The sequence below is a fragment of the Rhodanobacter sp. MP1X3 genome, assembly GCF_014207165.1.
Classification (GTDB): Bacteria; Pseudomonadota; Gammaproteobacteria; order Xanthomonadales; family Rhodanobacteraceae; genus Rhodanobacter.
In genome coordinates this window covers 1,419,068-1,438,507 of sequence record NZ_JACHCO010000001.1, presented here as the reverse complement: position 1 = coordinate 1,438,507, position 19,440 = coordinate 1,419,068, and the positions used below count along the sequence as shown (strand labels likewise).

General features: G+C 60.4%; 14 protein-coding genes and 4 tRNA genes. All 18 read right to left on the bottom strand.

The genetic code is table 11. The annotated features are described in order from the left end of the window. Positions 1–118: 118 nt before the first annotated feature. The 18 genes from fusA to ychF all read right to left on the bottom strand — a co-directional run bounded on the left by fusA (position 119) and on the right by ychF (position 19,430). Complete coding sequence (fusA, locus tag HDE79_RS05970; protein ID WP_184600938.1) at positions 119–2,209, bottom strand: elongation factor G; 2,091 nt, start codon at positions 2,207–2,209, stop codon at positions 119–121. A 48-nt stretch (positions 2,210–2,257) separates the two neighbouring features. Further along, positions 2,258–2,725 carry a 30S ribosomal protein S7 gene (gene rpsG, locus HDE79_RS05965; RefSeq protein ID WP_184600936.1) on the bottom strand — a complete coding sequence of 156 codons (468 nt, stop codon included), beginning with the start codon at positions 2,723–2,725 and terminating at the stop codon, positions 2,258–2,260. A 12-nt stretch (positions 2,726–2,737) separates the two neighbouring features. Continuing rightward, positions 2,738–3,112: a 30S ribosomal protein S12 gene (gene rpsL / locus HDE79_RS05960; protein WP_056386848.1), complete on the bottom strand. Its 375-nt coding sequence runs from the start codon at positions 3,110–3,112 to the stop codon at positions 2,738–2,740. A gap of 178 nt (positions 3,113–3,290) precedes the next feature. Then, positions 3,291–7,505: a DNA-directed RNA polymerase subunit beta' gene (rpoC, locus tag HDE79_RS05955; protein WP_184600935.1), complete on the bottom strand. Its 4,215-nt coding sequence runs from the start codon at positions 7,503–7,505 to the stop codon at positions 3,291–3,293. 25 nt (positions 7,506–7,530) lie between these two features. Continuing rightward, the gene (rpoB, locus tag HDE79_RS05950; protein WP_184601147.1) at positions 7,531–11,694 is read right to left on the bottom strand and encodes a DNA-directed RNA polymerase subunit beta; all 4,164 of its coding nucleotides are present in this window, start codon (positions 11,692–11,694) and stop codon (positions 7,531–7,533) included. Between the two features lie 327 nt (positions 11,695–12,021). Then, on the bottom strand, positions 12,022–12,393 hold the full coding sequence (rplL, locus tag HDE79_RS05945) for a 50S ribosomal protein L7/L12 (protein WP_184600933.1): 372 nt from the start codon (positions 12,391–12,393) through the stop codon (positions 12,022–12,024). 46 nt (positions 12,394–12,439) lie between these two features. Further along, entirely contained in the window at positions 12,440–12,976 is a 537-nt protein-coding gene (gene rplJ / locus HDE79_RS05940) for a 50S ribosomal protein L10 (RefSeq protein WP_184600931.1), read from the bottom strand. Positions 12,977–13,323: 347 nt separating this feature from the next. Beyond that, the gene (gene rplA, locus HDE79_RS05935) at positions 13,324–14,031 is read right to left on the bottom strand and encodes a 50S ribosomal protein L1 (RefSeq protein WP_184600930.1); all 708 of its coding nucleotides are present in this window, start codon (positions 14,029–14,031) and stop codon (positions 13,324–13,326) included. A 3-nt stretch (positions 14,032–14,034) separates the two neighbouring features. After that, on the bottom strand, positions 14,035–14,463 hold the full coding sequence (gene rplK, locus HDE79_RS05930) for a 50S ribosomal protein L11 (protein ID WP_184600929.1): 429 nt from the start codon (positions 14,461–14,463) through the stop codon (positions 14,035–14,037). Between the two features lie 222 nt (positions 14,464–14,685). Then, a complete protein-coding gene (gene nusG, locus HDE79_RS05925; protein WP_184600928.1) occupies positions 14,686–15,246 on the bottom strand; it encodes a transcription termination/antitermination protein NusG in 561 nt (186 codons plus the stop codon). A gap of 10 nt (positions 15,247–15,256) precedes the next feature. Next, positions 15,257–15,655: a preprotein translocase subunit SecE gene (secE, locus tag HDE79_RS05920; protein WP_184600927.1), complete on the bottom strand. Its 399-nt coding sequence runs from the start codon at positions 15,653–15,655 to the stop codon at positions 15,257–15,259. 81 nt (positions 15,656–15,736) lie between these two features. Beyond that, positions 15,737–15,812 (bottom strand) — tRNA-Trp (locus tag HDE79_RS05915). A gap of 134 nt (positions 15,813–15,946) precedes the next feature. Beyond that, positions 15,947–17,137 carry an elongation factor Tu gene (gene tuf, locus HDE79_RS05910; protein ID WP_184600926.1) on the bottom strand — a complete coding sequence of 397 codons (1,191 nt, stop codon included), beginning with the start codon at positions 17,135–17,137 and terminating at the stop codon, positions 15,947–15,949. Positions 17,138–17,219: 82 nt separating this feature from the next. Further along, a tRNA-Thr gene (locus tag HDE79_RS05905) sits at positions 17,220–17,295 on the bottom strand. 26 nt (positions 17,296–17,321) lie between these two features. Then, positions 17,322–17,395, bottom strand: a tRNA-Gly gene (locus tag HDE79_RS05900). Positions 17,396–17,611: 216 nt separating this feature from the next. Next, positions 17,612–17,697: transfer RNA gene (locus HDE79_RS05895), tRNA-Tyr, on the bottom strand. A gap of 103 nt (positions 17,698–17,800) precedes the next feature. Beyond that, complete coding sequence (locus HDE79_RS05890) at positions 17,801–18,289, bottom strand: acyl-CoA thioesterase (RefSeq protein WP_184600925.1); 489 nt, start codon at positions 18,287–18,289, stop codon at positions 17,801–17,803. Between the two features lie 49 nt (positions 18,290–18,338). Further along, entirely contained in the window at positions 18,339–19,430 is a 1,092-nt protein-coding gene (ychF, locus tag HDE79_RS05885; RefSeq protein WP_184600924.1) for a redox-regulated ATPase YchF, read from the bottom strand. Between the last annotated feature and the right edge of the window lie 10 nt (positions 19,431–19,440).

The window sequence follows — 19,440 nt, the reverse complement described above, 5'->3', positions numbered from 1 at the left end:
TTTGAAAACACGGAACTTTTAAGAACGGAATTTTATAAAAAGTGCGGCCATGAATGGTCGCTTCTTGATCTTCGCATTCAAGGACGAATGCAAAAACGATGGTGCAAAAACTGAATCATCAGGCCCGCTTCATGACCTGCTCGGCAATGTTGGTCGGCGCTTCGGCGTAGTGATCGAATTCCATGGTGTACGTGGCCCGACCCTGGGTCTGCGAACGAAGACTCGTGGCGTAGCCGAACATCTCACCCAGCGGAACCGTTGCATTGATCACCTTGCCCGAGTTGGTGTCTTCGGATCCCTGCAGCACGCCACGACGGCGGCTCAGATCACCCATGACATCACCCATGTAATCCTCGGGTGTCACCACCTCAATCTTCATGACCGGCTCCAGCAAAACCGGACTGGCTTTGTGGAAACCTTCCTTGAAGCCCATCGAACCGGCAATCTTGAACGCCATTTCGCTGGAATCGACCTCATGATACGAACCGTCGATCAGACGGATCTTGATGTCGACAACCGGAAAACCCGCCAGCGGACCGGAGGTCATCGCTTCCTGGATACCCTTGTCGACAGCCGGGATGTATTCCTTCGGAATCACACCGCCGACGATTGCATTCTCGAACACATAGCCCTGCCCGCGTTCCTGCGGAACAATTTCCAGCACCACGTGGCCAAACTGGCCCTTGCCACCGGACTGGCGAATGAACTTGCCTTCTTGCTTGACCTGCTTGCGAATGGTCTCGCGATAGGCCACCTGTGGCTTGCCGACATTCGCCTCGACACCAAACTCGCGGCGCATGCGGTCGACCAGGATATCCAGATGCAACTCGCCCATGCCAGCGATGATGGTCTGGCCGGACTCCTCGTCAGTGCGCACGCGGAAGGATGGATCCTCCGACGCGAGGCGGCCCAACGCGATACCCATCTTCTCCTGGTCGGACTTGGTTCTCGGCTCAACCGCCATCGCAATGACGGGTTCCGGAAAAACCATCCGCTCCAGCGTGATCAGATGATCCTGAGCACATAGCGTATCGCCGGTTGTTACATCTTTCAGGCCGACTGCTGCAGCGATGTCACCAGCGCAGACTTCCTTCAGTTCCTGACGCTCGTTCGCATGCATTTGCAGCAGGCGACCGATACGCTCTTTCTTGCTCTTGATCGGGTTGTATACCGCATCGCCCGACTTCAGCACGCCCGAATAGACGCGAAAGAAGGTCAGCGACCCGACGAATGGATCCGTCATGATCTTGAATGCCAGTGCGGCAAACGGCTGGTCATCACCGGCGGTGCGGGTGATTTCCTGCTCGTCTTCGTCCAGACCCTTGACCGGCGGGCGATCGGCCGGCGAAGGGAGCAACTGCACCACCGCGTCGAGCATGGCCTGCACGCCCTTGTTCTTGAACGCCGTACCGCAGAAAACCGGGATCAGCGTTGCTGCAAGGGTACCTGCGCGGATGCCGGCGAGAATGTCTTCCTCAGCCAGATCACCCTCTTCCAGGTACTTGTTCATCAGCTCTTCGGACGTTTCCGCCGCCGCCTCGACCATGAAGTTGCGCGCCTGGTCAGCAGCATCTTTCAGGTCGGCCGGGATTTCCCGATAATCGAACTTCATACCCTGGGACTCCATGTCCCAGATAACCGCTTTCATCTTGATCAGATCGACAACGCCTTCGAACCCCTCTTCGGAGCCGATCGGCACCTGCATGGGCACCGGATTGGCACCTAGGCGGGATTTCAGCTGGCTGACCACGTTGTCGAAGTCGGCACCAGTGCGGTCCATCTTGTTGACGAACGCCAAGCGCGGCACCGAATACTTGTTGGCCTGACGCCAGACAGTCTCGGACTGCGGCTGCACACCACCCACGGCGCACAACACAAAGACGGCGCCATCAAGAACGCGCAGGGATCGCTCAACTTCAATCGTGAAGTCAACGTGTCCCGGCGTATCGATGATGTTGAAACGATGCTCCGGCATAGAGCGATCCATGCCTTTCCAGAACGCCGTCGTTGCCGCCGACGTAATGGTGATGCCCCGCTCCTGCTCCTGCTCCATCCAATCCATCGTTGCCGCACCATCATGCACTTCGCCAATCTTGTGACTGACACCGGTGTAGAACAGGATGCGCTCCGTTGTCGTGGTTTTCCCGGCATCAATGTGGGCCATGATGCCGAAATTACGATAACGGTCGATGGGAGTGGTGCGTGCCACGGAGTTGACCTCAAAAAACCTGCAGCGTCTGCAGACGACCAGCAGCGCTTACCAACGGTAGTGCGAGAACGCCTTGTTGGCTTCAGCCATACGATGCGTTTCTTCACGCTTCTTGGCAGCACCACCACGGCTTTCCGAGGCTTCCAGCAGCTCGGCAGCCAGCTTGCGCGGCATCGAGGTCTCGCCGCGCTTGCGCGCCGCGTCGATCACCCAACGCATCGCCAGCGCCATGCGGCGACCCGGACGAACTTCGACCGGCACCTGGTACGTGGCACCACCGACGCGACGTGACTTCACCTCGACGGCAGGCGCGATGTTGTTCAGTGCTTTCTCGACCAGCGCTACCGGCTCGCCGTTCTTCTCACCAATGTGCTGCAGTGCGCCGTAGACGATGCTTTCGGCGACCGACTTCTTGCCGCTCTTCATCACCATGTTGATAAAACGGGCGATGAGCTGGCTGCCGTGCTTGGGATCCGGCAGGATCAGACGGGCGGGATGTGAACCTTTACGCGACATGTTTCTAGTCCTTTACTTTTTCGGGCGCTTGGCGCCGTACTTCGAACGCGATTGACGACGCTTGGTGACACCAGCGCAATCGAGGCTGCCGCGCACCGTGTGGTAGCGCACACCAGGCAGATCCTTGACGCGACCGCCGCGGATCAGAACCACCGAGTGCTCTTGCAGGTTATGACCTTCACCACCGATGTAGCTGATGATTTCGAAGCCGTTGGTCAGGCGCACCTTGGCGACCTTGCGCAAGGCCGAGTTCGGCTTTTTCGGGGTAGTTGTGTATACGCGCGTGCAGACGCCGCGACGCTGCGGGCTGCTCTGCAACGCCGGCGACCCACTCTTATAGGTCTTGGGGCTGCGGGATTTGCGCACCAATTGATTGACTGTCGTCATGCGAAGCTGATCCTGAAAACATAAAGGCAGCCCGAACAAGCTCGGTCTGCCAAGAAGCGGAAATTTAACATGGGCAGGCCACCAGAGGCAACCAAGATACCCAGCCATCCATGACCCGAACACGAGGCGCATCCATGCGCCTCATTTCGTATTTCAGCGAGCAAGGCCTTGAGCAGGCTTACTCGGCACCATCATCATTACCGGCCGGAGCCTCGGCAAAGGATACGACCGGGGTGGAGCCGGACAACGCGTCCAGTTCCGAATCGGTCAAACCGCCCTGGCGACGACGCGCTGCATGGTAAGCCAGGCCCGTTCCTGCCGGAATTAAGCGCCCGACAATAACATTTTCCTTAAGGCCGCGCAAGGTGTCACGCGTACCGCGAACGGCTGCCTCGGTCAATACGCGGGTAGTCTCCTGGAACGAAGCGGCCGAGATGAACGACTCGGTGGCCAACGACGCCTTGGTGATACCCAGCAGCACCGACTGATACTCGGCCGGACGCTCACCCTTGGCGATCGCACGATCATTCTCGCCATTGATGCGCACCCGCTCAACCTGCTCGCCACGCAGGTAATGGCTTTCGCCTGGCTCGACGATCTCGACCTTGCGCAGCATCTGGCGAATGATCGCTTCGATGTGCTTGTCGTTGATCTTCACGCCCTGCAGGCGATACACGTCCTGAATTTCCTTGACCAGGTACGAAGCCAGCGGCTCCACACCCAGCAGGCGCAGGATGTCATGCGGGCTTGGCTCGCCGTCGACAACGGTTTCGCCCTTCTCGACATGCTCACCTTCAAACACGATGACCTGACGCCACTTGGGAATCAGCTCCTCGTGCTCGTTGCCGTCGACGTCCTTGATGATCAGACGCTGCTTGCCCTTGGTGTCCTTGCCGAAGCTGATGATGCCCGAACGCTCCGCGAGGATCGCCGGCTCCTTCGGCTTGCGCGCTTCGAACAAGTCGGCCACGCGCGGCAGACCACCGGTGATGTCGCGGGTCTTGGAGGTTTCCTGCGGGATACGTGCCACCACGTCGCCCACGCCCACTTCCGCACCGTTCTGGATCGACACGATGGCACCGGCCGGCAGGAAGTACTGCGCGGCGATGTCCGTACCCGGCAGCTTGAGCTCGCGGCCCTTGCTGTCTTCCAGGCGCACGATCGGGCGCAGATCCTTCGCCTGCGCACCGCGACGCTTCGGATCGGTGACCACCGCCGACTCCAGGCCGGTCAGGTCGTCGGTCTGACTCTGCACGGTGACGCCATCGAGGAAGTCGATGAAGCGCACCACACCGGCCACTTCCGTGACGATCGGATGGGTATGCGGATCCCAGTTGGCAACGGTCTGGCCCGGCTTGACCGGCGCACCGTCCTTGACCGCGATGATGGCGCCGTACGGCACTTTGTAGCGCTCGCGTTCACGGCCGCTGGTGTCGATCACGCTCAGCTCGCCTGAACGCGACACGGCCACCAGATGGCCCTGCTTGTGCTGCACGGACTTGAGGTTGTTGAACTTCAGCGAGCCGGTGGTCTTCACCGTCACGTTGTCCACCGCCGCCGCACGCGAAGCCGCGCCGCCGATGTGGAACGTACGCATGGTCAGCTGGGTACCGGGCTCGCCGATCGACTGTGCGGCAACCACGCCCACGGCTTCACCCATGTTGACCAGGTGACCACGGGCCAGATCACGGCCATAGCAGAATTTGCAGACACCGTGCGCCGCGGCGCAGGTGATCGGCGAACGGACCTTGATGATCTGTACGCCAGCCTTGTCCAGCTTCTCGACCAGTGCCTCGTTGAGCAGCGTGTCGCGGGTAACGATCGGCTGATCGTCGTCGCCGGGGCCGTAGACGTCCTCGACCACCACGCGGCCAAGCACGCGCTCGCGCAGCGGCTCGACCACATCGCCGCCTTCGACGATCGGCTGCATGATCACACCGTTCTCGGTGCCGCAGTCGTCCATCGTGATCACCACGTCCTGCGCCACGTCGACGAGGCGACGGGTCAGGTAGCCGGAGTTCGCTGTCTTCAACGCCGTATCCGCAAGGCCCTTACGAGCACCGTGGGTGGAGTTGAAGTACTGCAGCACGTTCAGACCTTCGCGGAAGTTCGCCTTGATCGGCGTCTCGATGATCGAGCCATCGGGACGGGCCATCAGACCGCGCATGCCAGCCAGCTGACGAATCTGCGCCACGGAACCACGGGCGCCGGAGTCGGCCATGATGTACAGCGAGTTCATCGACTTCTGATTGACCGTCTTGCCGTCGACGTCCTTGACCTTTTCGGTACCAATGCCGTCGATCATGGCCTTCGCCACCAGCTCACTGGTGCGGGACCAGATGTCGACCACCTTGTTGTAGCGCTCGCCAGCTGTGACCAGACCCGACTGATACTGCTGCTGGATCTCGACGACTTCCTTCTCGGCTTCTTCCAGGATCGGCTTCTTCTCGTCCGGAATCAGCATGTCGTCGATGCCGATGGAGATGCCGGCACGCGTTGCGAAACGGAAGCCGGTGTACATCAGCTTATCGGCGAACACGACCGTTTCCTTCAAGCCCAGCAAACGATAGCTGGAGTTGATCAGACGCGAGATCGCTTTCTTGGTCAGCTCGGTATTGGCCAGCTCGAACGGCAGACCCTCGGGCAGAATCTCGGCCAGCAGGGCACGGCCGACGGTGGTGTCGACGATCTTGGTTTCGTTGGTGCGGGTGCCGTCTTCGGCAATGTTCACCAGCTTCAGGCGAACCTTGACCTTGGCGTGCAATTCAACGGCACGGTTGTCGTAGGCGCGGCGCACTTCGGCGATGCCGGAGAACACCATGCCGCCGCCCTTGACGTTGATCAGCTCGCGGGTCATGTAATACAGACCCAGCACCACGTCCTGCGTCGGCACGATGATAGGCTCACCGTTGGCGGGGCTGAGGATGTTGTTGGACGACATCATCAGCGCGCGCGCTTCGAGCTGTGCCTCGATCGACAACGGCACGTGCACGGCCATCTGATCGCCGTCGAAGTCGGCGTTGAATGCCGTACAGACCAGCGGATGCAGCTGGATGGCCTTGCCTTCAATCAGCTTCGGCTCGAACGCCTGAATGCCCAGACGATGCAGGGTCGGCGCGCGGTTCAGCAGCACCGGATGCTCGCGGATCACCTCTTCCAGGATGTCCCACACCTGCGCTTCTTCGCGCTCGACCAGCTTCTTGGCCGCCTTGATGGTGGTGGCTTCGCCACGCGCCTGCAGCTTGGCGAAGATGAAGGGCTTGAACAACTCAAGCGCCATCTTCTTCGGCAGACCGCACTGATGCAGACGCAAGGTCGGACCGACCACGATCACCGAACGACCGGAGTAGTCCACGCGTTTGCCGAGCAGATTCTGACGGAACCGGCCCTGCTTGCCCTTGATCATGTCGGCCAGCGACTTCAGTGCACGCTTGTTGGTGCCGGTGATGGCACGACCGCGACGACCGTTGTCGAGCAGCGCATCGACCGATTCCTGCAGCATGCGCTTTTCGTTGCGCACGATGATGTCCGGCGCATTGAGTTCGAGCAGACGCTTCAGGCGGTTGTTGCGGTTGATCACGCGACGGTACAGATCGTTTAGATCGGAGGTCGCAAAGCGACCACCGTCCAGTGGCACCAGCGGACGCAGGTCCGGCGGCAGCACGGGCAGCACGGTCAGCACCATCCACTCCGGCTTGTTGCCGGATTCCAGGAACGCCTCGATCAGCTTGACGCGCTTGGTCAGCCGCTTCAGCTTGGTCTCGGAATTGGTGGAGGTGATCTCTTCCTTCAGGCGGATGACTTCGCCCGGCAGGTCGAGCGACTTCAGCAGGTGGAAGACGGCCTCGGCACCCATGCGGGCATCGAACTCGTCGCCGTGCTCTTCGGTCGCTTCCAGATACTGGTCTTCACTGAGCAGCTGGCCGCGCTCAAGCGCCGTCATGCCCGGATCGATCACCACGAAGGCTTCGAAGTACAGGATGCGCTCGATGTCACGCAGGGTCATGTCGAGCATCAGGCCGATGCGCGACGGCAGCGACTTGAGGAACCAGATGTGCGCGGTCGGGCTGGCCAGCTCGATATGGCCCATGCGCTCGCGACGCACTTTGGCCAGCGTCACTTCCGTGCCGCACTTCTCGCAGACCACACCACGATGCTTCATGCGCTTGTACTTACCGCACAGGCACTCGTAGTCCTTCACCGGTCCGAAGATGGCGGCGCAGAACAGGCCGTCACGCTCGGGCTTGAAGGTGCGGTAGTTGATGGTTTCCGGCTTTTTGACTTCGCCGAATGACCACGAACGGATCAGCTCAGGCGACGCCAGCGCGATTTTGATTGCATCAAAATCCGGTGTGGCGCGCTGCTGATTGAACAGATTGAGCAGGTCTTTCATTGCTTGGCTCCTGTATGCGCGCGGGTCACTTGATCTCTTCCAGATCGATATCGATGGCGAGCGAGCGGATTTCCTTCACCAGCACGTTGAAGGATTCCGGCATGCCGGCCGACATCTCGTGGTTGCCGTCGACAATGTTCTTGTACATCTGGTTGCGGCCCTGCACGTCGTCGGACTTCACCGTCAACATTTCCTGCAGCGTGTATGCCGCGCCGTAAGCTTCCAGTGCCCACACTTCCATCTCGCCGAAGCGCTGGCCGCCGAACTGCGCCTTGCCGCCCAACGGCTGCTGGGTAACGAGCGAGTACGGACCGGTGGAACGGGCATGCATCTTGTCGTCGACCAGATGGTTGAGTTTCAGGTAATGCATGTAGCCCACGGTGACCGGGCGATCAAACGCCTCGCCGGTGCGGCCGTCGTACAGCATGGTCTGACCGGACTCGGGCAAATCAGCCAACCTGAGCATCGCCTTGATCTCGGACTCTTCGGCACCGTCGAACACCGGCGTCGCCATCGGCACGCCTTCCTGCAGATTGGTAGCGAGGGTGAAGATTTCCTTGTCGGTGAGCGACTTCAGGTCGACGTGCTGCACGGCACCGGCCACATGGTGGTTGTAGATCTGATCGAGGAATTCGCGGACCTGCGCCACCTTTGCCTGTGCCTCGAGCATCTTCTGGATCTTCTTGCCCAGGCCCTTGGCGGCCCAGCCCAGATGGACTTCCAGAATCTGACCGATGTTCATGCGCGACGGCACGCCCAGCGGATTCAGCACGATGTCGACCGGCACGCCATCGGCGGAATACGGCATGTCCTCGACCGGCACCACGTTGGAAACGACACCCTTGTTGCCGTGACGGCCAGCCATCTTGTCGCCCGGCTGGATGCGGCGCTTCACGGCCAAAAACACCTTGACCATTTTCAGCATGCCCGGAGCCAGATCGTCGCCCTGCGTGATCTTGCCCTGCTTCTCCTTGAAGCGCTTGTCGAACTCCTCCTTGTGGCGCTTGACCTGATCGGCCGCGCGCTCGAGGAACTCGGTGACATCCTCGTCCTTGACGTTGACCTTGAACCAGTCGTCCTTCTTCAGACCGTCGAGGTAGGCATCGGTGATTTCCGTACCGCGCTTCAGGCCGCCCGGACCGCTCATCGCGGACTTACCGACCAGCGCGGTGCGCATGCGGCTGTAGATCGCACCTTCGAGGATGCGGAACTGATCGTCCAGATCCTTGCGGACCCGCTTGATCTCGGTCTCTTCGATCTGCTTGGCGCGCTTGTCCTTCTCGATGCCGTCGCGGGTGAAAACCTGCACGTCGATGACGGTGCCGTCCATGCCCGGCGGCACGCGCAGCGAGCTGTCCTTAACGTCGGACGCCTTCTCACCGAAGATCGCACGCAGCAGCTTCTCTTCCGGCGTCAGCTGGCTCTCGCCCTTCGGCGTGACCTTGCCCACCAGAATGTCGCCCGCCTTCACTTCGGCACCGATGTAAACGATGCCCGACTCGTCGAGCTTGGCCAGCGCCTGCTCGCCCACGTTCGGGATGTCGGCGGTGATTTCTTCGGCGCCCAGCTTGGTGTCACGCGCAGGACAGGACAGCTCCTCGATATGGATCGAGGTGTAGCGATCTTCCTGCACGACGCGCTCGGAGAGCAGGATCGAGTCTTCGAAGTTGTAGCCGTTCCACGGCATGAAGGCGATCAGCATGTTCTGGCCGAGCGCGAGCTCGCCCAGATCGGTCGACGAACCGTCGGCCAGCGTGTCGCCCTTCGCCACCACGTCACCGACGTTCACCAGCGGACGCTGGTTGAGGTTGGTGTTCTGGTTGGAGCGGGTGTACTTGGTCAGCGTGTAGATATCCACGCCGGCATCGTTGTCGCCAACTTCTTCCTCGTTCACGCGCACCACGATACGGGCCGCATCGACCTGGTCGATCACGCCGCCGCGCTTGGCGGTGGCAATGACGCCCGAGTCACGCGCCACGGCGCGCTCGATGCCGGTACCGACCAGCGGAGTCTGCGAACGCAGCGTCGGCACGGCCTGACGCTGCATGTTCGCGCCCATCAGCGCGCGGTTCGCATCGTCGTGCTCGAGGAACGGCACCAGCGCCGCGGCGACCGACACGGTCTGCATCGGCGAGACGTCCATGTAATCGACTTCGGACGCCGGACGCAGCTCGGACTCACCGCGGAAGCGGCAGGACACGAAGTCCTCAATGAAACCGCCATGCTTGTCGAGCGGCGAGTTCGCCTGCGCGATCACGTGATCGCCCTCTTCGATCGCCGACAAGTAATCCACCTTGTCGGTGACCTTGCTGCTGGCAACCTTGCGGTACGGCGTCTCGAGGAAGCCATAGGAGTTGGTGCGGGCGTACACAGCCAGCGAGTTGATCAGGCCGATGTTCGGGCCTTCCGGTGTTTCGATGGTGCAGACGCGGCCGTAATGGGTCGGATGCACGTCGCGCACTTCGAAGCCGGCACGCTCACGCGTCAGACCACCTGGCCCAAGCGCGGAAACGCGGCGCTTGTGCGTGACTTCCGACAGCGGATTGTTCTGATCCATGAACTGGCTGAGCTGCGAGGAGCCAAAGAACTCCTTCACCGCCGCTGCCACCGGCTTGGCATTGATCAGGTCCTGCGGGGTCAGGCCATCGGCCTCGGCCAGCGACAGGCGCTCGCGCACCGCACGCTCCACGCGCACCAGACCGATGCGGAAGGTGTTCTCGGCCATTTCGCCAACCGAACGCACGCGACGGTTGCCCAGATGATCGATGTCATCCACGGTACCGTGGCCATTCTTGATGTCGATCAGTACCTTCAGCACGTCGAGGATGTCGGACGTCTCGCCCTGCTCCTTGACCAGGTTCTGCGACGCTTCTTCCTTGCGCTCGCTGAAGAACTTGTGGTCGTACAGCACGCCTGGGCCGAGGATTTCCTTGCGACCCACACGACGGTTGAACTTCATCCGGCCGACGCCCGACAGGTCGTAGCGATCGAAGGTGAAGAACAGGTTGAAGAACAGGTTCTGTGCCGCATCCTTGGTCGGCGGCTCGCCCGGACGCATCATGCGATAGATTTCCACCAGCGCCTCGAGTGGCGTCTTGGTGTTGTCGATGCGCAGGGTGTGCGAGATGTAGGCGCCACGATCCAGATCGTTGACGTACAGCGTCGGCACGATCTCGATACCGGCCTTACGGAAATTTTCCAGCTGCTCGGCCGTGATCTCGTCGTTCGCCGACGCCAACAGCTCGCCGGTGGCCGGATCAATGATATCGGTCGCCACGATGCGGCCGACCGGATAGTCGTCCGGCACTTCCAGCGCCGTGATGTTCTCGGCCGCCAGCTGACGCACGTGACGCGCCGTAATGCGCTTGCCGGCTTCCACCAGCACCGTGCCGCCAATGGCCAGGTCGAAGCTCAGCGTTTCGCCACGCAGACGCTCGGCGACGAGCTCCAGCGTGGTACCACCCTTCTTGCCGAGGTGGAACACGTTGTGCTCGAAGAAAATGCCCAGCATTTCCTGGTTGTTGTAGCCGAGCGCGCGCAGCAACACGGTCACCGGCAACTTGCGGCGACGATCGATACGGGTGAACAGCGCATCCTTCGGATCGAACTCGAAATCGAGCCACGAGCCACGGTAAGGAATCACGCGCGCCGAGAACAGCAGCTTGCCCGAGCTATGCGTCTTGCCACGGTCGTGATCGAAGAACACGCCCGGCGAACGATGCAGCTGCGAGACGATCACGCGCTCGGTGCCGTTGATGATGAAGGTGCCGGTGTCGGTCATGAGCGGAATTTCGCCCATGTAGACCTCCTGCTCCTTGATGTACTTGACCACTTTCTTCGAGGCCGGGCTGTCCTTGTCATAAATGACCAGGCGCACGGTGGTGCGCAGCGGCGCACCATAGGTCATGCCGCGGTTGCGGCACTCGCGTTCGTCGAACGCCGGCTCGCCGAGGCGATACTCGACATATTCCAGCGCGGCATTGCCCGAGTAGCTGGTAATCGGGAACACCGATTTCAGCGCAGCGTGCAAACCCTTTTCGCCACGCTGTTTGGGCGCGATATGTTCCTGCAGGAACTCGCGGTAGGAATCGGTCTGGATGGTCAGCAGGTTGGGTACGCCCAATACGGGCGGACGCTTGCCAAAGTCCTTGCGGATGCGTTTCTTCTCGGTAAACGAGTAGGCCATGATCGGGAGCGCCTCGGTTCGCAGTGACGCCGGTGGTGCACACACCGGCTAAATGGTAAGAACTGTGGATGCCGCTGGTGACCGGAAAACGATGACTTGTCCGCCGGCACGTCAAAAGGCATGAATCAAAGATCGCGACTGAAGCTGTCGATCTCTCAGTGCTGACTTCTGACGGTATTACTGGTGATTCTTGACGCTTACGTGTTGATGCCTGAACACGGTTTCGATGTCACGGACTCGGTGAAGTTCACCGTTAACAGGCAAAGCCCGGGGGCTTTCGCCCCCAGGCTTGCTTGACGTCAAGTCGAACTATCGGCGCGCAAACGCCGATTACTTCAGTTCGACAGTGGCGCCGGCAGCTTCGAGATCCTTCTTGAACTTCTCGGCGTCTTCCTTCGACACGGCTTCCTTCAGGACGCCACCGGCCTCGGTGAGGTCCTTGGCTTCCTTCAGGCCCAGGCCCGTGATGGCACGGACGGCCTTGATCACGTCGACCTTCTTGGCGCCCGCGGACTTCAGGATCAGGTCAAACTCGGTCTGCGCTTCAGCAGGGGCAGCAGCGGCAGCGGCCGGACCGGCAGCAGCAACCGGGGCAGCAGCGGACACGCCAAACTTCTCTTCAATCGCCTTGACCAGCTCCATCACTTCCATGAGCGACTTGGCGGCAACGGCTTCAACGATCTGTTCGTTGGACAGGGACATTTTATTTACCTCTGGAAATGGGTTTCAGTTTGAATAGAAATCGAACTTAAGCGGGCTCGGCTTCGACCGGCGCTTCGACGGCAACTTCGCCACCACCGTCCTGCTTGTCGGCCACGGCCTTGATGGCGCGGGCGAACATCGCAGCAGGCTCGGCCAGCACGCGTGCCAGCATGGAAAGCGCCTGTTCGCGGGTCGGCAGCGAGGCCAGCACATCAACGTGCTCAGCCGCAAACAGCTTGCCTTCGACCGAGACGATTTTCGCCTTCAGCTTGTCGTTACTCTTGGAAAATTCCTTGATCAGACGACCGGCAGCACCGGGTTCCTCTGTCGAGAATGCATAAAGCAGCGGACCAACCAGAGAGTCTTTGACGACCTCGAATTCGGTACCAGCCACAGCGCGCGAAGCGAGCGTGTTCTTGACGACTCTCAAGTACACGCCGGATTCGCGGGCTTGCTTGCGCATCGCGGTCATCTGCGCGACCGTGGTGCCCGCATATTCGGCAGCAATCAAGGAGTGAGCCTTCGAGGCAACTTCTGCCAGTTCGGCAACTACTTCTTGTTTCTGAGAAAGATTTAGAGCCATATCACTCCTCCAAATGAACTCCGCTTACGGCTCCTGCCGCTTGCGGTCCTGGGCGACGCCGTCCTTGACGTCGGGGGCGCGGGCGCCCCGGGTGTCGGCCTTTCCAGAACAAATCGAACGATTCCAGAATGGGCAGCACCATCTACGCTGGCCGGATTTGAACAATCCGATTAAGCGACCTCGCTACCGATAACGGCGATTCCTTGCCATTGCGAGCCTCCTGCCCGTCGTCGTCGTGCGCTGGTCACACCTGCGGTCTTTGACAGCCGTCCCGGCCTTCATGCGAAGTCGGAACTGCCCTCAAAAACTGCCTGCACCGGAATACACCGGCACAGGACTTGATTCTTTTACTTGGCCGCTGTGGTCAGCGTGGAGGTGTCGACGGCAACGCCAACGCCCATCGTGCTGGACAATGCAACCTTCTGCAGGAACACACCCTTCGCCGTGGACGGCTTGGCCTTCAGCAAATCGACGATCAGCGTGTTGAGGTTGTCCGCAAGCTGCGAAGCCTCGAAACTGGCCTTGCCGATGGTGGCGTGGATGATGCCCGCCTTGTCGTTGCGGAACTTCACCTGGCCGGCCTTGGCGTTCTTGACGGCCGTGGCGACGTCGGCGGTGACCGAACCATCTTTCGGATTCGGCATCAGACCACGCGGACCGAGCAGCTGGCCGAGCTTGCCGACCACGCGCATCGCGTCCGGCGTGGCAATCACGCGACCGAAGTCGAGATCGCCAGCCTGCATGCGCTCAGCCAGATCATCCATGCCAACCGCGTCAGCACCAGCGGCCTTGGCGGCCTCGGCCTTCTCACCCGGTGGGCAGAACACGGCAACCTTGACGGTCTTGCCGGTGCCGTGCGGGAGCAGCGAGGAGCCGCGCACGCCCTGGTCGGATTTCTTCGCGTCGATACCCAGACGCACAGCCACGTCCACCGACTCGGCGAACTTGGCCTTGGCGTTGTCCTTGATGATCTTCAGCGCTTCATCCAGGCCATAGAACTTGCCCAGCTGCACCGCACCCTGCGCGGCCTTCATACGTTTTGTGAGCTTCGTCATGTCTTAACCCTCCACTACCAAGCCCATGGAACGGGCGCTACCGGCGATCGTACGAACCGCAGCTTCGAGTTCAGCCGCTGTCAGATCCGCGCTCTTCTGCTTGGCGATCTCTTCGAGCTGCGCCCGACTGACCTTGCCAACCTTGTCGGTATTCGGCTTGGGCGAACCCTTGGCCGTGTTGGTCAGCTTCTTCAGCCAGAAAGTGGCGGGAGAAGTCTTCATCGCGAAGGTGAAACTGCGGTCGGAGTAAGCGGTGATGACGACCGGAATCGGCGCACCAGGCTCCATTTTCTGCGTGGCAGCATTGAACGCCTTGCAGAACTCCATGATGTTCAGGCCGCGCTGACCGAGGGCGGGACCCACCGGCGGCGACGGATTGGCCTGACCAGCCTTGACCTGCAGCTTGATATAACCAGTTACTTTCTTTGCCATTGCGTTTTTCCTCGCGAGTCCAGGCGCCTTGCGGCTCCTCGCTGTTCACCGATCCATGGATGGAAGGAAGGTTCGCCTCTTGCAAACCCTGAAACACGGGCACGCCGAGATCGTGAGACCTCGACGTGAACCGCGCAGTATAGAGATTGATAAGGCTTTCAGCAAGCCCCGTGCCAAGACACGCCTTTGGTGATCAGACCGGCTTGATCAAGCCGGCTTTGATCAGGCTTTCTCGACCTGACCGAATTCCAGCTCAACCGGGGTCGACCGACCGAAGATCAGCACCGCAACGCGCAGGCGACTCTTCTCGTAATTGACTTCCTCGACAACACCGTTGAAATCGTTGAACGGACCTTCGGTGACGCGAACCATCTCGCCCGGCTCGAACAGCACCTTGGGTCGCGGCTTCTCGACACCTTCACGAACCCGGCTGAGGATGGCCTCGGCTTCGCTGTCCTTGATCGGCAGCGGACGATCAGCCGTACCGCCGATGAAGCCCATCACCTTCGGCGTTTCCTTGATCAGATGCCAGCATTCGTCGTCGATCCGCGGCGATTTGCCTTCGGTATTCGTCTCGATCTGCACCAATACATAGCCAGGGAAGAATTTGCGCTCACTGCGACGCTTCTGGCCGCCGCGCATTTCGATGACTTCTTCGGTCGGCACCAGCACTTCGCCGAACTTCTCTTCCATCTCGGCGCGCTTGATGCGCTCGTCAAGGGAACGCTTCACCTGATTCTCGAAACCCGAATAGGCGTGCACCACGTACCAACGCTTGCTCATGTTTTCCACCTCAGGTACCCAACTTGAGCAGCCAGTCGAGGATGACCGACTTCAGAATCAGATCGATCAGACCCAGCAACAACGAAAGAACCACTACCACGACAATGATGATGCCGGTGGTCTTGATTGTCTCGTCCTTGGTCGGCCAGACGACCTTGCGCAATTCGAACTGCGATTCGCCGATGAAATTGCGCACCCGCCGGCCCAGCGCCGTAAATGCCGCAATGGCCAGCGCAATGACCAGCGCTGCCAGCACGCCAAGCAAGCGCACGGACGATGGGATGCTGGCGTCGTTGCCGAACCAGGAATAGGCAAAGATGCCGCCAACCAGTATCAGCCCCGCCAGCACCAGCTTGGCAACATCGGCGGCATTCGTGCCTTTGGGCTGCTGTTCTGCCTTGGTATTCATGCACAGTGATCAAGTGTCAGCAGCATGCCGGCCCATGCGGGCGGCCTTGCCATCGTCACCCGTCATCGATCCTCGGGAAAGTGGCACGCCAGGAGGGACTTGAACCCCCAACCTGCGGTTTTGGAGACCGCTGCTCTGCCAATTGAGCTACTGGCGTACATGACTTGAACTTTAAACACGACAGCGAGCGGCTTTGAGTCCGCTCGCCCCGTGAAGAGATTTAGTTTTAGCCATCATCCCTGATGGCAGAGCTAAGCCCGGCATCCATGCCGGACTCTTCATAAGTGCAGCTTACTTCAGAACTTTCGCCACGACACCGGCGCCGACGGTACGACCGCCTTCACGGATGGCGAAACGCAGGCCTTCGTCCATCGCGATCGGGTGGATCAGGCTCACCACCATCTTCACGTTGTCACCCGGCATCACCATTTCCACGCCCTCAGGCAGCTCGCAAGCGCCGGTGACGTCGGTGGTACGGAAGTAAAACTGCGGACGGTAGCCCTTGAAGAACGGCGTATGACGGCCACCCTCGTCCTTCGACAGCACATACACCTCGGCCTCGAAGTCCGTGTGCGGGGTGATCGTGCCCGGCTTGGCCAACACCTGGCCGCGCTCGACGTCGTCACGCTTCAGGCCGCGCAGCAGCAGACCGGCGTTGTCGCCTGCCTGACCCTGATCCAGCAGCTTGCGGAACATTTCCACGCCGGTCACGGTGGTCTTCTGCGTGTTGCGGATACCGACCACTTCGATTTCGTCGCCGACCTTGATGATGCCGCGCTCGATACGGCCGGTCACCACGGTGCCACGGCCGGAGATCGAGAACACGTCTTCGACCGGCATCAGGAACGGCTTGTCGATCACGCGCACCGGCTCAGGGATGTAGCTGTCCAGCGCATCGACCAGCTTGATGATCGACGGCACGCCGATTTCGCTCTGATCGCCTTCCAGCGCCAGCTTGGCCGAACCGTGGATCATCGGGGTGTCGTCGCCCGGGAAGTCGTACTTGGTCAGCAGCTCGCGCACTTCCATTTCGACCAGCTCGAGCAGCTCGGCGTCGTCGACCATGTCCGCCTTGTTCAGGTAGACCACGATGAACGGCACGCCCACCTGACGCGACAGCAGAATGTGCTCGCGCGTCTGCGGCATCGGGCCGTCAGCGGCCGAACACACCAGGATCGCACCGTCCATCTGCGCCGCACCCGTGATCATGTTCTTCACATAATCCGCATGGCCCGGGCAGTCGACGTGCGCGTAGTGACGCAGCGGCGACTCGTATTCCACGTGTGCGGTCGAGATCGTGATGCCACGTGCCTTCTCTTCCGGCGCCGCGTCAATCGCGTCATAGGCCTTGAACTCGCCACCGAAACGTTCTGCACCGACTTTCGTCAGCGCCGCCGTCAGCGTCGTCTTGCCGTGATCCACGTGACCAATCGTGCCGACGTTGACGTGCGGCTTGGTGCGTTCGAATTTACCCTTTGCCATGCGCGCTAAACCCCGATGGAGTCAATCAATTGAAGGAAAAAACCGTCCGTATATGGCCGAAGCTTCTACGGTCGCAGTGAAATGGTGCTCATAACAGGAATCGAACCTGTGACCTCTTCCTTACCAAGGAAGTGCTCTACCGACTGAGCTACATGAGCGTTTTTTAACGCAGCGCGAGAGCCAATGGAGCGGAAGGCGGGAATCGAACCCGCGTAATCAGTTTGGAAAACTGATGTTCTACCATTGAACTACTCCCGCCCTGCGCGGAACTCGCTTGATAAAAAAGATCGATCGCCTGGTCCGCCACGAACCAACCAACCCAGCTCCTTCATCCGGGCCGCGCCGCTTTCGCGTCGCGATCAAGATTGCTTCCATGCAACCCTGTTGAATCTTTTCTCTTCATCGCGACCAAGGTCGCTTTGTCGAAAACTTTAACTTTTCGCCACTCTCGAACTTTCAGAGTGGTATCCAAGCTGGTGGAGGGAGGTGGATTCGAACCACCGAAGGCGTAAGCCAGCAGATTTACAGTCTGCCCCCGTTGGCCGCTTGGGTATCCCTCCAACAAAGAACGCGTATTGTGTGGATCGGGCCTTGAGCTGTCAACACCTTGCGCACTCGGATACGCATGATTGGCGCACTATTTCAGCCCAGCCAACGCAGAAATCAGCCTGCTGACGACGCCTGGATATCGATCAGCTGCTCCATTCCCTTGGACAATTCCAGCAGCTGTTTTGCCTGCAGCTGCAGGCGGCGCTCGTTGTCGTCGCGCGGCTCCCAGCGCGGCACAGCCGTGGGCTTGCCATCGGGACTATCCAGCGCCACGAATACCATCACGCAACTGGTCGCCAGACGCTGTTCATCCTTGCGCAGATCGCGCGCCAGCACATCCACCGCCATGTGCATGCTCGATGTGCCGGTATGAATCAATCGCGCCCGCACGGTCACCAGGTCGCCAATCAGGATCGGCGCCACAAACTGGATGCCACTGACCGACGCGGTGACGCAATACGCCCCGCTCCAGCCTACCGCGCAGGCGTAGCCGGCCTGATCGATCCATTTCATCGCCATACCACCATGCACCTTGCCGCCGAAATTCACGTCGGTGGGTTGGGCGAGAAAACGGAACGTTACTTCGTGCTGCTGGCCTGACATGAAAACTCCGGCAGATGATCGAAAAGAATTTACCTACGACTGAGGCAGATCAAACGTTGAACAGGAAGTTCAGCACATCGCCATCCTTGACGACATAGTCCTTGCCCTCGGCGCGCATCTTGCCCGCTTCCTTGGCGCCCTGCTCACCGCGATAGCGAATGAAATCGTCGAAGCCGATTGTCTGCGCACGAATGAATCCGCGCTCGAAATCGGTATGGATCACGCCCGCCGCCTGCGGCGCGGTATCGCCGATATGGATGGTCCAGGCGCGCACTTCCTTGACGCCGGCAGTGAAGTAAGTCTGCAGCCCAAGCAGCCCGAATGCGGCGCGCGCCAGCCGATTGAGACCCGGCTCCTGCAGGCCCATTTCCTGCAGGAATTCCGCCTTGTCGGCATCATCCAGCTCGGCCATGTCCGACTCGATCGCCGCACAGACAGCAACCACCGGCGCACCCTCGATCGCCGCGTGTTCGCGCACCTTGTCGAGCAGCGGATTGTTCTCGAAGCCGTCCTCGGCCACGTTGGCCACGTACATCGCCGGCTTGATGGTCAGCAGCGACAGCGGCTTGAGCGCGAGCCGCTCTTCATCCGACAGCGGTGCGGAGCGCGCCGGATTGCCCTGATCAAGATGTGGCACCACTTTTTCCAGTGCGGCGACCATCAGCTTGGCGTCCTTGTCGCCAGCGCGGGCTTTCTTTGTCTCACGCTGCAACGCCTTGTCGGCCGTGGCCAGATCCGCCAGCGCCAACTCGGTGCCGATGACGATGATGTCGTCGAGCGGATCAATGCGACCGGCCACGTGGATGATGTTGTCATCGTTGAAACAGCGCACCACGTTGACGATGGCATCGGTCTCGCGGATGTTGGCCAGAAATTGGTTGCCCAGCCCCTCGCCCTTCGATGCACCCGCCACCAGTCCGGCAATGTCGACGAACTCGACCACGGCCGATACCACTTTTTGCGGCTTGACGATCTCGGAAAGCTGAGCCAGTCGCGCATCCGGCACCTCCACGATGCCCACGTTGGGCTCGATGGTGCAGAACGGATAGTTCGCCGCCTCGATACCTGCCTTGGTCAGCGCATTGAACAGGGTGGATTTGCCAACGTTAGGCAGGCCGACGATGCCGCATTTGATGCCCATGATGATTCCG

What these genes read in the sequence shown, in the direction of transcription:
- rpsG (WP_184600936.1), bottom strand. Translation starts at nt 2,725, where the DNA reads ATGTCGCGTAAAGGTTCACATCCCGCCCGTCTGATCCTGCCGGATCCC.
- rpsL (WP_056386848.1), bottom strand. Translation starts at nt 3,112, where the DNA reads ATGACGACAGTCAATCAATTGGTGCGCAAATCCCGCAGCCCCAAGACC.
- rpoC (WP_184600935.1), bottom strand. Translation starts at nt 7,505, where the DNA reads ATGAAAGACCTGCTCAATCTGTTCAATCAGCAGCGCGCCACACCGGAT.
- rplL (WP_184600933.1), bottom strand. Translation starts at nt 12,393, where the DNA reads ATGTCCCTGTCCAACGAACAGATCGTTGAAGCCGTTGCCGCCAAGTCG.
- rplJ (WP_184600931.1), bottom strand. Translation starts at nt 12,976, where the DNA reads ATGGCTCTAAATCTTTCTCAGAAACAAGAAGTAGTTGCCGAACTGGCA.
- rplA (WP_184600930.1), bottom strand. Translation starts at nt 14,031, where the DNA reads ATGACGAAGCTCACAAAACGTATGAAGGCCGCGCAGGGTGCGGTGCAG.
- rplK (WP_184600929.1), bottom strand. Translation starts at nt 14,463, where the DNA reads ATGGCAAAGAAAGTAACTGGTTATATCAAGCTGCAGGTCAAGGCTGGT.
- nusG (WP_184600928.1), bottom strand. Translation starts at nt 15,246, where the DNA reads ATGAGCAAGCGTTGGTACGTGGTGCACGCCTATTCGGGTTTCGAGAAT.
- secE (WP_184600927.1), bottom strand. Translation starts at nt 15,655, where the DNA reads ATGAATACCAAGGCAGAACAGCAGCCCAAAGGCACGAATGCCGCCGAT.
- tuf (WP_184600926.1), bottom strand. Translation starts at nt 17,137, where the DNA reads ATGGCAAAGGGTAAATTCGAACGCACCAAGCCGCACGTCAACGTCGGC.
- HDE79_RS05890 (WP_184600925.1), bottom strand. Translation starts at nt 18,289, where the DNA reads ATGTCAGGCCAGCAGCACGAAGTAACGTTCCGTTTTCTCGCCCAACCC.
- ychF (WP_184600924.1), bottom strand. Translation starts at nt 19,430, where the DNA reads ATGGGCATCAAATGCGGCATCGTCGGCCTGCCTAACGTTGGCAAATCC.